The sequence below is a fragment of the Streptomyces sp. NPDC031479 genome, from assembly GCF_055581065.1.
On record NZ_JBVIKC010000042.1, the window covers coordinates 32743 to 45299 of the forward strand.

Below are 12557 nucleotides of genomic sequence, written 5' to 3' on the forward strand. Positions count from 1 at the left end.
GCGAAGAGTACGGCTGCCGCGGCCGGGACGGCCCCGCACCGGCCCCAGGACCGTGCGGGGCTCGGCGCCGTCGGCATGGGGCCCGGTGCCGGTTACGCCTCCGCTTCGGCCAGGGGCTGGTCCGGTTCGGTGGCCAGGACCAGTTGGGTGACGTCGAAGCCGTCCGGGGTGCGTACCTCGATGCGGTACAGGCCCGGGGAAGGCGCCGATGCCGTTGCCACCGCGGCGCCGTCCTCCCAGGTCAGGGCGAGTTGTGCCACGGGACGGCCGGGGTCGGCGAGGTCGGTGAGGTGGCAGGTCAGGCCCGGGAGGGAGTCGACGTCGCTGAGGTGGATCTTCCACGGCCGGCCCGCCTCGACGAGGTCGGGTGCGCTCAGACCGCAGCCGGCCTCGCCCTGGGGCGGTCCGGGGTGGATGTCGTCGCGCAGGATCTCGGTGATGGCGTCGAGGGCGGTCGGTGCCTTGGCGACGTCGCCGTGCTGGAGGGGCAGGTGGGTGACGGCGTCGGTGAGAATGGCCGATTCCTTGTACACGGTACCGTCGCCGTGGACCCGGAAGTACCGGATGCGGTCGTTCCGGTCTCGGATGAAGGTGCCGTCGGAGTTCTGGCGGGCTCCGTCGTAGTGGGCCTCCAGCTCGCCGCCGGTGACGGTCAGGTTCTGCCAGGTGGGCTGGTTGACGCCGACGACGGAGCGGTGGCCGGGCAGGCCGATGTTCTTCTGGCGGTGGTGGAAGCGGGCCGCGTCGCGCGCCAGCTCCGCGTCGCCGCCGATGGCCGTGACGTCGCCCGGGGTGAGGTGGCGTACGTCGTCCCCCGCGCGCAGGCTGCGGTACTGCGGCAGCAGGTCGTGGAGGCCGGGCATGGTGGCGCAGAGGGCGCGGAGTTTGCGGTGCGGCAGCGGTACGGGGGCGCCGCGGCCGGTGGCGAGGATGACCGCCGCCTTGACCGAGCCCTGGAAGGGCGTGCCGAGGGTGATGACGCCCCGGGTGTCGGCGTGGAGGTCGCCGTCGTGCGCGGGGTCGAGTGCCGCGCGGGTGACGAGGCCGCCCATGGAGTGGGCGACGAAGACGAGCCGGCCCTCGCGCTGGTCGGTGCGGTGGCGGCGGGCCAGGGTGTGGGCGGGGTGCAGGCGCCAGTCGGTCAGGTGGCGGCGCGCGGCGTCGGCCAGGAGGCGTCCGTTGGTGGCGACGGGCAGGCGCCAGTCGTAGGCGAACTCCAGGATCGCGGCGGGGTCGGCGACGCTGGAGCGCACGGTGTCGACCAGGTCGGCGTACGGCTCGCTGCCCGCGAGGTACGGGGTCCACGCGGAATGCTTCAGGAGGCCGGTCGCCTCGATGCGGCCGGTCTTGCCCGCCAGCTCGTCCTCGGTCATGGCCAGGGACTTCAGGCCCGAGGGGGTGGTCCAGGCCTTCAGCAGCCAGGAGATGCCGCCGATGCCCCAGAGGTCCTTGCCGGTGGTCGTGTCGCGCAGGGTGCTGCCCATGATCCCGGGTACGACGACGACCGCGTCCTGGGTGACGTGGTCGGGTAACTCCGCGGCGTCCTGGGGGTGCTGTGCGGTGGTGGTGCGGTGCGGGTGCTCGTCCATGGCAGTGAAGAATAGGGACCGTGGACGGGGAGCGGGGCGAGATCGGCTTAGCCGGTCCGGCGGAGGCGACGCCGACGGCGACGACGCCGACGGCAGGGGCGCGGGCCGTCACCGGGAAGGTGCCGGCGACGGCGGTCCGCGCCGCCGCGGAGGCGGAGCCGCGTACGGGCACCCTGTTCGTCCTGCCGATGGAGGACGGGACGGAGGCGCTGCGCCAGGCCTTCGGCGCGCAGCTGGAGGCGGTGGCCCTGTGGTGGGAGCGGCCGCCCCCGGACGGGCCCGGTTTCGTGAAGGTGGCGCCCTCGCAGCCGGTGACGAGCCGTCATGACGTGGAGTGCTTCCTGACGGGGTCGGGGATCCGGGAGGCGGATCCGAATGTTCCGCTGGTGCTGTACGTGACGGGGCACGGGGTCGCCTCGTCCGCGGCCAAGCACTTCGCGGTCCTGCGGGACACCGACCCCGGCCGGCTGCTGGCGACGGGGTTGCGGACGACGGAGATCGTGATCGCCGCGCTCGACTCGCACGCGCGGGACGTCCTGGTGGTCGTGAACATGTGCGAGTCCGCCGACCTGGCGGGCGAGCTGCTGGACCTCTCGCGGGACCTGGACACCGCGCGCACCACGTACGGCACGCTGAACGTCCTGGTCACGGCGGCGTCCAAGACGCGGGTGATGGGCCGGGAGTTCGCGCTCGTGCTGCGTGCGGCCCACGAGTGGCTGCGGACGGCCGGAGGGATCACGCGCCCGTACCTGACGATGTCGGAGTTCAGCCGGGCCCTGTACCAGGCGGGGCAGGCGATCGGCGCGGAGCTCGGCCGGAGCCTGTCCGTCGACTGCCGCGTGGTCATGGGCAAGCTCCACGTCCCGACCCCGGCCCTGCCGAACCCGGGGTACCGGCCGGAGCGGGCCGCGGTGGAGGAGAGCCGGAAGGAGGTGGCGGCGACCCCCGAGGACCTCGACTACTGGGTGGAGAAGGCCAGCGGGCGCACCGGAGCCGACGACCCGGGCTGGTACTTCTCGGGCCGCAGGCGGCTGAACGCCTCGGTGGTCTCCTTCCTGACGGGTCCGCCGGGGATCCTGGTGGTCACCGGCATCACCGCGAGCGGGAAATCGGCGATCCTGGGCCGCGCGGTGACCTTGAGCGACGCGAAGTTCCGCGGGTCCGCCCTGTTCGCGGCCGCCGTCGGCCACTGTCCGCCGGAGACCGTTCCGGGCGAGGGCGCGGTGACCATCGCGGTCACCGCGCGGGGCCGGGAGACACTGGAGCTGTTGCGGGCCATCGCGAAGAAGCTGGGGGTCGGCCCGGACCCGTCCGGCAGGGACCAGCTGAGCCGTTGGCAGTTGGGGCTGCGGGGGTTCCTGGCTTCGCCCGGCCCCATGGTCACGATCGTCGTCGACTCCCTGGACGAGGCGACCGATCCGGCGGCGGCGCTGCACCAGGTCCTGGTGCCGCTGGCCGGCCATCTGTCCGTACGCGGCGCCGTGCCCGCGGCGGCGGACGGGGGCCGGTCCCGCTCCGGCGACCTGCCGCCGCCCGTGGAGCGCGGGGTCCGGCTGGTCGTGGCCGTCCGCAGCAGCGATCCGGGCGACGGCGGCCCCCTCACCACCGACGGCGGCAGCGAGGGGGGCGCGGGCGACGGCCCGGACCTCCTGGGCCGGATACGGGACGCGTTCCGCGGCGCGGCCGTGCTGCGCACCGACGACGCGGACATGAGCAGGGACGTCGAGGGGTATGTACGGGCCCTCTTGGACGGGGAGGCGGCTTGGGCGGGGCACGACCTGACGGAGGTGTCGCGGACGGTGGCCGCGGCGGCGGGGCGGTCCTTCCTCGACGCCCGCGTGGCGGCGGGGCAGCTGCGCGCGGCGGGGCCGCGGCTGTCGGCCGACGCTGGCTGGCTCGCCCGGCTGGGCGAGGGCACCGCCGGGCTGTTGGAGGCCGATCTGGCGAGGTCGGCGGAGGACGGCCTGGCGGCCGACGAGGCGCTGGCGCTGCTGCGGGCGTCGGCGTTCGCGCTGGGGCGCGGGATCGCGTGGGGGGAGGTGTGGCCCGCTGTGGCGTCCGCGGTGCTCGGGAGGACCGTCGAGGACGCCGACGACAAGATCGGGATTCTGCTGGAAGGGCGTCTGGCGGGGTATCTCACCCGTGACGTGGAAGAGGATCAGCGGGTGTACCGGCCGGCGCACGAGCGGCTGGCCGCCGTGCTGCGCGCCCGGCCCGTGGGCGGGGCGGCGCCTGGTGGGGGGATGGGAATGGCGGATGGTCAGGACGAGCCTGCCGATAAGGCCGATGGGGCCGTGTCGGGTGGGGTTGGTGGGGTTAGTAGAGCTGGTGGGGACGATGTGGTTACGGGGACGAGTGCGGCGGACAGAAGCCGTGCGGAGGGGGACGCGTTCGGGGGCGGCGCCTACGAGGACGCGTACGGGGCCGCGCACGCGCACGACGCCGACGTCCACGCCCGGATCACGCGGGCGCTCGCCGAGCTGGCCGCGCCGCACACCGGCGCCACCGCGGCCGCAGCCGCGGCCGCAGCAGGCGCGGAGGGCGCCGTCGGCCCCCCGGACACCGCCCCGCATCCCTACGTACGCCGGTACCTCGCGCGCCACGCCCGCCTGGGCGGGGTCCTGGACGACGCGCACGTGCCGGCCGACGTCCTTCCGTGGCTGACCGGCAGCCCCGTCCGTGGTCTGCTGGGCCCCGGCCGGGGGCGGGAGGGCCGGCTGTGGCTGGAGGCGTGGGCCGCGGTGGAGCCCTACCTGCACCGCGCCGACCACCCTTCGCGCCTGGCCAGCCTGCACCTGGCGCACACGGCGCTGCGCTTCCCCGGAACGGCGCGCCCGCGGACGTCCGAGGACGCGGGCGCTGACACGGGCACTGACACGCGCACGGGTGCCGCGGCCCGAGTGCCGGGGCCGCTGGCCGTGCTGTGGTCCCGGTGGACGCCGCCCGTCAACGTCCTGGCCACCCTCGCGACCACGGTGCGGTCCATGACCGCGGTGACGGCCCCCGACGGGCGCGCGGCCCTCGCGGTGGGCGACGACGCCGGCGGCATCGAACTGATCGACGCGGTCGAGGGGACGGCGGTCCGCGAACGGATCCGCGGGCACGAGGGCGCCGTACACCACCTGCTCCTCGCACCGCGCCCCGCGCAGTCCCCGCTGCTCGTGTCCGGGAGCACGGACGGAACCGTACGCCTGTGGGACCCGGCGAGCGGCGGGCTCGTCGACCAGGTCCACCGGCCCGGCGGGATCTGGATCGCCGACGTGTGCGCGTACCGCGACGGCGGGCACGAGCTCGCGGTGCTCAGCGTCAACGGGAACGGGGAGGTGGTCTGGTGGAACGAGCGGATGGGGCCGCAGGACCTGCTGACCCTGCCGGGGGACGCGCCGCGTACGAGTGCCACCGCACTGGCATCGGTGGAGGATCCGCCCGGCCGGCCGCTGCTGGCGATCGCCGACGGGGCGTCCCTGACGTTCCGGGACACCGAGGCCGCCGTGGAGGTGGCGGCGTTCGGCCTCCCGGGGGCGGTACGGGTGCTGGCCGCGACCACGCGGCCCGGGACGGTCGCGGCCGGCCACGCGGACGGGAGCGTCAGCGTCTGGGGCACCGACGGACTGCGCTCCACCCTCACCGGCGCCGACGGGCCGGTGAGCTGCCTGACCGGCCTCGTCCTGGGCGGGCGCCACCTGCTCGCGGCCGGAACGGGCCGGGGCATCGCCGTATGGGACGTCTCCGCGTGGGAATCCGCCGACGTGGCGGCTCCGGGGCTGCTGGACGGGCACGCCTCCGCCGTGACGGCGCTCAGCCCCGTCGCCTCCCCAGAATCCGGAATCCTTGCCTCCGCCTCCAGTGACGGCACGCTGCGGCTCTGGAACCGGGAGGTCCTGGAGCGCGCGCTGGCCGGCGCGCGTACGCCTGCCGAACCCGTGCCGACGGTCGGGGCACTGCTCCTGCCGGGGCCGGGGGGACCGCGCGGCCCTTCCTGGTTCGCGCTCGGCGGCGACGGCGTCCCGTACGTCGACGTCCGGGACATCGGCACGGGGGACGCGGTCGCCCGGATCGACACCGGCCGGCCGCCGTCCGCCCTGGCCTGGGCCCACCGCCGGGAGGGCGGCCGCGTCCTGGTGTCGGCGTCCGGGTCGGCCTCCGGGTCGGCCGGAGGCGAGGGCTACGGCATCCGGTTGTGGGACGCGGGCACCCGCCGCTTCCTGCCCGACGTCCTCGAAGGGCATTTCCTGCCCGTCCGCTCCCTCGCCGCCTGCACCACCGCGGACGGCCGCCACCTGCTCCTGAGCGGCGGCGACGACGAAACGGTCCGGCTGTGGGACCTGGACGACCCGGGCCCGCTGCGCACGTGGACCGGTCACGGCCTGCGGATCCGGGCGGTGGCGGCCGCTTCGTGCGAGCGGGGCGGGGACTGGTTCGCCTCCGCGAGCTCCGACGGCACCGTACGGCTGTGGGACGCGGAACTCGGCCCGCTGGGCGGGCCCCTGCGCTGTGACCAGGGCGTCCTGCACGCCGTCGCCCTCGCCCCCCGCCCGCTCGGCGGCCTTCCGCCGTACCTGGCCAGCGCCGGGGACACCGGCACGGTACGGCTGTGGGATCTGGCGGGGCGCCGGCCCCTGGGTGCACCGCTGACCGGCCACACGTCGGCGGCCGTACACGCCCTGGCCCTGTGGAACGCGGAGGGCCACGGCAGCTTCGCCGCCGCCGGCGCGGTCGACGGAACCATCCGCGTCTGGGACGCCGCCACCGGGCACTGCCGTCTGCTGCTGGCCACGGGCAGCCCCGTCCGCGGCATCACCGCCCATCCGGCGGCGGCGGGCGGTGGGCGCGTCGTGCTCTCGTTCACCGGGGACGGTGGAGCCGCCGCCGTCGAGATCGACCTCGCCCGGTGCCGGACGGACGGCAGCTGACCGCGCCGTGCGCAGAGCCGTGTGCGCCCCCGTGTTCCTTCGTGCGCCCCCGTTGACCCGCGCAACCCGGTCGCTTCGGTCGCACCCGAGCATGAAAATGATCGTTCGGCATGTGCCACCGATCAGTACGCCGCACCGAGGGCGCCCCGCACCTCACGCGCTGACCGATGGCCGATGACCGATGACCGATGACCACGCCGCTCGTGAGCCTCCCTCATGAGCCCCCCTCACGAGCACCACACCGTCACAAGACCGGCTCTCCCGGCGGGCGGACCGCCCCGCCGGCCCGCCCGCCGCACGAGCCCACGAGCATCACCGGCCCGTACCCCGCGTCCCGCGGAGCCGGCCGGAGCAAGGAGAACGGCCCCATGAGCCGGGACACCGACACCGCACAGCCGGACGTCAGCCTCATCCCCGCACCGGAACGCGGCATCTGGCGGCTGGGGAAATCCAAGAATCCGGTCACGTACGAAAAGATCAGCCAGGAGGACTCCGACCGGACGGGCGGCAACCGCTGGAGCCTGGTCAGCTACGGCACCCTCTACTGCGCCTCCGAACACGACGGCTGCTTCGCCGAGGCCTTAGCCCCCTTCCGCGTGAGCCCCGCCATGCGGGAGGTCATCGCGGACGACTGGCAGGAGCCGTACTACATGGGCCCCGGCAAGATGCCCCGCGACTGGACCACGCGCCACACCCTGGTCCGTCTGCAGCCGCCCAAGGAGGCCCGCTTCCTCGACGTGGACGACGAACGGACCCTCAAGACGCTCTCCCACGAGCTGGAGGACAAGCTGGCGGAGCAGGGCGTCGACCTGCTCACCACGGAACACGTCCAGGGCTTCAACCGCCGGATCACCCGGCTGATCTCCGCCTGGGCCATCACCCAGCGCACCGGACCCTCGGAGCAGGAGCGCCTCGTCCACGGCATCGCCTACCGCTCCCGCTTCGGCATGCGCCAGTGCTGGGCCGTCTTCAGCGACGTGGCACTGAAGCAGGAGGAGTCCAGTCTGGTCTTCCCCGAGGCGGAGGCGCTGCGGCGGGTGGCGGACGAGTACGGCCTGACCATGCTGTGACCGGACCCGCCCGGGCCACAACCACTCACCCCCCCTACTCCCCCACCCGAAAACCCACCTGGAAACCAACCGGAAAACCACCACATCCCTGTCGTCCGAAAGGAGGAAAACAACTCACTCCCCGCACGCACACGACCTCCGCCCCCTCCCCCAATCAACGACATCAATGCAGGTCAGAAGCTAAGTACAGCCTCAAACACGGTAGTTGACGCCCCGTCGAGAACGCGCTGGATTCCGCCTAAGAGGTGGAGTTGACAGGTGATAATGGGTAACCTGACAAGTACATCGACCGACTTGGAACATGTGGGGGATCTCATGAGCATCACCGGCAACACCGTCCGTACGTGCTTACCTTCGGGGTTCACGCCGCACAGCGCGGCACCACCGAGCACCCCAGGCGCCGCCTCACCCCCAGCACGCTCCAGTCATCCATGCGCCGGATCCCCGCGGACCGGAATACATCGATGCTGAACCCCGCCGCCCGCCGCTAGCCGGCCCGGCCCACCCCACCCGTCACTGGTCACGCTTCCCGGCGGGTCGGAAGCACATCACGAAGCGTTCACAGCTCGCCGAGACCGAGCGTCCCCTCCGTCTGCCATCGCAGCAGCACGCGACAGCCAGGTCCTGCGCGCACCCGACACCCGTCGCCTGAACACGCGACCCGCCGCCGCGCGGGCGCGCAGTCAGGGCAGCGAGGGAGACCTGACCATGCCTTCACACACCACCACCACGACCGCCTCCGCCGCCACCAAGAGCGCCGTGAGTGCCGAACGGGCCCACATCGCCACCGTGCGCATGCACATCAGCGAGATCGCCCGGTTCCTCCAGGACAACCTGGGCCAGCGCCTGACCGCGCGCATCGCCAACATCAGCGACCCCAAGCAGGTCGGCAAGTGGGCATCGGGCGACACCACCCCCCGGCACGAATCCGAGGAGCGCCTGCGCGCCGCCCTCCAGGTCTTCCAACTCATCCAGGACGCCGAGAGCCTCTACACGGCGCGCGCCTGGATGATCGGCATGAACCCGCAGCTGGAGGACGAAGCACCGGCCCAGTGCATCGCCGACGGCCGCATGCGCGACGTCATGGTGGCGGCCCGCGCCTACGTGGACGGCGGCTGACCCCCCGTCCCACCCGACACGGCAGCCCCACGGGCCCCACGGAACGCACCGGCTGCCTGAGGCTCTTCAAGGAGGACCCGTCGGACGACCACACCGTCTACGTACACGTGCAGAGCCAGGACCTACAGCGGGCGAACTGGCTGGCCACCCGCATCGGGCGCCGCACCATCGGCGAACCCCAGCACGTCTGACGCCCCGGGATCCGGCACCGGCGCCGCTCAGGGCAGGACCGTGACGCCGATCTGCATGTGGATGTGGTTCTGGTGGGCGTTGACCAGCGCGGCGGGGCCGGTGCAGTCCGGGTAGATCACGAAGCCGGAGCCGCCGATCTCGGGCATGGGCCACTTGTTGGCCGGGCCGATGGCGGTGGCCTCGCACTCGAACGTGGCGCAGCGGAAGGCGGTCGAGAACAGCCCGTACGCGAGGGGGTCCGTCGCGGGGTCGATGCGGAACTTGCCGGGGGTGCGGGGCAGGTCTCCCCAGTCCCGTTGCACCAGACGGGTGAAGGCGACCCCGTCCAGCTCCCCCACGATGCCCGAGAGGCCGAGCGCGCGGCCCTGGTTGTGGCAGTCCTTCGGATGGGGCCCGCCGTGCCCGATGCCCAGGTGGAGGAGTTCGGTGACGTCCGGCGACGAGGAGTTGATCCAGCGGGTGAGGCGGTACAGCGCGATCAGCATGCACTGGTCGAGGTTGTCGATGACCGTGGACGCCGGGGCGATCTGGTTCGTGCAGCGGATGCCGCCGAACGACGGCGGGCTCACCACGACGCGCTGGGTGGGTGTCGGCTCCATGATGCCGGTCGGCCCGTCCACGAACACCGGGCTCTTCAGGGTCCTTTCCTCGTGTTCCCTCTGTTCCTTGGAGAGGGGCCGGTGACTTCAGGGGGCTGATCCCCGACAGGGGTCAGACCCTGAGACCGTGCCGGCCCGCGTAGCACATCTGCCGGGCCATGCCGGTGAGGTTGCCGCAGCCCGACGCGGCGGCCGCGACGCCCTGTCGACGGGCGTCGGCCTCTGCCGCGGCGTCGTCGCGGCGGACGGCCCGGACGTGGGGAGGCAGTCCTCCCGGTCTGTTCGGGCTCTTGGTGACGGTGATCGTGTCGAGCGAGTACAGGCCGCCCTTCGATCCGGGTATCTGGCCCGCGGAGAGGATTCCCCGGACCATCTGGCCCCCGATCAGGAACGCGTTGGTCCCCGCGTAGTTCAGCGCCCGGCCGGCCGAGGTCTGGCCGAGGTTGCGGAACTGGTAGTAGATCTTGTCGAGGAAGGAGCGGATCGTCAGCCGGATCTCGCTCTCCTGGACGGTGGAGACGTGCCTGATCTCCGCGTCCTTCATGACGCTGTCGAAGACGGAGTCGACGAGTGCCGTCTCGTTCCAGGTGTAGAGGCCTCGGCTCTTCACCTCGACCACGGGCACGAGCTGGCCGTTGAAGAGTCGCCTCGTGCGGTGGGTGAGGATCCCGGGCACGGAGACGCGCGAGACGTAGCCTGCCCGTTCCTCCTGCTTCTCCGGGTCGAGCGCCTGGCCCACGATGGCGGCCGGGCGGGGGCCGCCGGGGACGGCGCCTGGACGGCCTGGACCGGGGGCGGTGCGGCCGGCGGCGGGGGAAATGCGCCGCCGTCGGCTGTGATACCGGCGGCGACCGGTGGGCCGCGACGAGCAGCGCCGCGGTGCCGGTCACGAGCGGAGTGGCGAAGCTGCTTCCCGTCAGGGAGGCGAGGCCGCCGCCGGGTGCGGCGCCCTCGATGTCCTGCCCGGGGGCGAGGATTCCGTGGGTGCGGTAGGCGGCACCCCAGTTGCTGATGTCGAGTGGCCGGCCGACGGCGGCGGCGCCGACGGCCAGGACGGAGGGGACGGCGGACACCGGCCCCTGCCCGGCGGGCTCCTGGACCACGGTGTCCGGACGCGTGAGGTCCGCGCCCGCGAAACAGGGGTGGGACAGGTCGACCGGGCCGTCGAGCAGGGCCACGCAGACGCGCGGGTCGCCGAACGGTGCGTCCGGCCGTGCGCCGAGGTCCCCCAGGACATCCCGAGGCCTCATCCGGGACCTGCTTTCCGTGCCCGTGGGCACTGCGTACCGAAAGTCATGCCGAGTACGAGCGTCGGAGGTCCTCGTCCCCGGTCCGTCACCCGTAATGTCCAAACGTCGTCGTGACGGCGTCTTCAGAGCGTTTCCGGACCATTGCGGGAGCGTCTGTACGCCGGTCAGACCCGTGACTGCGGCGTGCCCGGAGCGCCGCGGAATTCGGGCGGGAGGCGCGGGACCGGAGCTTCGGGGCTGTTGTGGGGGCGGATGGAGGGGTGGGTGCGGATGCGTGCTCCACCGGCCGGTTGCACAGTGAGGGATGTGTCTTCGAACGGCGTAGACCTTGAACTGCTCGGAGCCTTCGAGCTCTCGTACGCCGGATGCCGCATCCATGGTCGAGTGCGTGGACCACCGGCTGCTGCTCGCGCCTCTGGTGAACGTGGACCTTCACAGCGCGCGCTGGCGGGCAGCCCAGGACGCGACGGGCGACGGTCTGCCTCCCGCCCATGCCGAGGCGCTTTCGGCCATGCTCGGGAAGGAGCTGCTGCCGCGCTGGCCGGACGAGTGGCTCGTCCTGGAGCGGGAGCGCTGGGACCAGGTGCGGCTGCACGCCCTGGAGGGCCTGGCGCAGAGGCTGCGTCGGGACGGGGAGTACCTGGCGGCGCTGCATACGACACTGTGAAGCGCTACAAGGAGTACCAGCGGCTGCTGCGCCGTGAGCTGGAGGTGGATCCGTCCCCGCTCATGACGCGACCGGTCCAGGACCTCACTGCGGTCTGAGCATCCGGTGGTCACCGGGCGCCGGTCGCCGGGCGCCCGGCGACCGGCGCCCGGGTGTCTCAGCCGACGGTGACGGTCATCTTGCCCAGTGCCTCACCCGCTTCCATGATCCGGTGGGCTTCGACGATCTCCTCGAAACGGAAGATCCTGACCGGCCTTGCCGACAGCGCCCCCGACTCGACCTTGGCGTAGATCTCGTCGAACGGAACGTCGGCGAGCGGAAAATCGGGGCTCCCCAGGACGAAGGCGCTGCCGAAGAAGCTGAACTGGACGCCGGTGGGGAGATCGGTGATCGGGTTGAAGTCGCGTACGGGCTCGAAGCCGCCGAGGAAGCCGAGTTGGCAGACCCGGCCGCGGGGGCGGACGGTGGCCAGGGAGTCGCGCAGGACGTTGTTGCCGACGAGATCGAACACCGCGTCAACGGCGCCGTGGCTGCCTCTGTCGACCTGGGCGGCCAGGTGGCCGTCGTCGATGAGGACCTCCTCGGCGCCGAGGTCCTTCAGCAGCGGCGCGTGGGCGGGGTTGCGGGTGGTCGCGAGTACTCTCGCGCCGTGGACGACGGCGAGGTTGACGGCGGCCTGGCCGAGGGAGGACGTCGCTCCGCGCACCAGGACCCGCTCGCCCGGGCGCAGGCCGAGGTTGCCGAACAGCCCGTGCCACGCCGTCGCGTAGACCTCGGGAACCGCCGCCAGCTCGGCCCATCCCAGTGACGAGTTCACCGCTGCCACGTTGGTGGCCGGTACCGTGACCAGCTCGGCGTAGCTGCCGTTGCGGGTGCGGCCCATGCCGCCGAGGAGGGCCACGACCCGGGTTCCGGGGGCGAGGCGGCCCGAGGGATCGGCCTCGACCGATCCCGCGCACTCGATCCCCGGGACGGCCGCGACATCGCCCCAGGCACCCGCGCGCATGTATGCCTCGGCGTGGTTGATGCCGAACGCCCTGACCCGGATCAGCACCTCTCCCTGTGCGGGCACGGGGTCGGGCAGGTCGGTGATGTGCAGGACCTCGGGGGCGCCGTAGGCGGATATGACGATGGCCTTCATTGAGCGGGCTCCGTTCT

At 73.0% G+C, this 12557-nt stretch carries 8 protein-coding genes and 1 pseudogene; 4 read left to right on the forward strand and 5 right to left on the reverse strand.

The genetic code is table 11. The annotated features are described in order from the left end of the window. Positions 1–92: 92 nt before the first annotated feature. Positions 93–1589 carry an esterase/lipase family protein gene (locus ACZ5D2_RS32350; RefSeq protein WP_468934317.1) on the reverse strand — a complete coding sequence of 499 codons (1497 nt, stop codon included), beginning with the start codon at positions 1587–1589 and terminating at the stop codon, positions 93–95. Positions 1590–1609: 20 nt separating this feature from the next. Here ACZ5D2_RS32350 and ACZ5D2_RS32355 point away from each other — a divergent pair, with 20 nt between their 5' ends. From ACZ5D2_RS32355 to ACZ5D2_RS32365, 3 genes are all read left to right on the forward strand, one after another. Continuing rightward, positions 1610–6502, forward strand: a complete 4893-nt coding sequence (locus tag ACZ5D2_RS32355; RefSeq protein WP_468934320.1) for a hypothetical protein — start codon at positions 1610–1612, stop codon at positions 6500–6502. Positions 6503–6870: 368 nt separating this feature from the next. After that, positions 6871–7572, forward strand: a complete 702-nt coding sequence (locus ACZ5D2_RS32360; RefSeq protein WP_331738016.1) for an RES domain-containing protein — start codon at positions 6871–6873, stop codon at positions 7570–7572. A gap of 708 nt (positions 7573–8280) precedes the next feature. Continuing rightward, a complete protein-coding gene (locus ACZ5D2_RS32365) occupies positions 8281–8691 on the forward strand; it encodes an XRE family transcriptional regulator (RefSeq protein ID WP_331738018.1) in 411 nt (136 codons plus the stop codon). Positions 8692–8909: 218 nt separating this feature from the next. On the opposite strand, the gene ACZ5D2_RS32370 is transcribed toward ACZ5D2_RS32365, so the two are convergent. The 3 genes and pseudogenes from ACZ5D2_RS32370 to ACZ5D2_RS32380 all read right to left on the reverse strand — a co-directional run. Further along, positions 8910–9503 carry a hypothetical protein gene (locus ACZ5D2_RS32370; RefSeq protein ID WP_468934324.1) on the reverse strand — a complete coding sequence of 198 codons (594 nt, stop codon included), beginning with the start codon at positions 9501–9503 and terminating at the stop codon, positions 8910–8912. A gap of 91 nt (positions 9504–9594) precedes the next feature. After that, positions 9595–10221 (reverse strand): cyanobactin maturation protease PatG family protein, encoded by a 627-nt coding sequence (locus tag ACZ5D2_RS32375; RefSeq protein WP_468934327.1) that lies wholly within the window; start codon positions 10219–10221, stop codon positions 9595–9597. A gap of 121 nt (positions 10222–10342) precedes the next feature. Continuing rightward, positions 10343–11110 (reverse strand): annotated as a pseudogene (locus ACZ5D2_RS32380) (S8 family serine peptidase); the annotation flags it as partial. On the opposite strand from ACZ5D2_RS32380, the gene ACZ5D2_RS32385 reads away from it, so the two are divergent. Continuing rightward, the gene (locus ACZ5D2_RS32385) at positions 11109–11399 is read left to right on the forward strand and encodes a hypothetical protein (protein ID WP_468934329.1); all 291 of its coding nucleotides are present in this window, start codon (positions 11109–11111) and stop codon (positions 11397–11399) included. The pseudogene ACZ5D2_RS32380 and the gene ACZ5D2_RS32385 overlap by 2 nt on opposite strands. Before the next feature lie 157 nt (positions 11400–11556). Here ACZ5D2_RS32385 and ACZ5D2_RS32390 read toward each other — a convergent pair whose 3' ends face one another. Beyond that, the gene (locus tag ACZ5D2_RS32390; RefSeq protein WP_468934332.1) at positions 11557–12540 is read right to left on the reverse strand and encodes a zinc-binding dehydrogenase; all 984 of its coding nucleotides are present in this window, start codon (positions 12538–12540) and stop codon (positions 11557–11559) included. Positions 12541–12557: the final 17 nt, after the last annotated feature.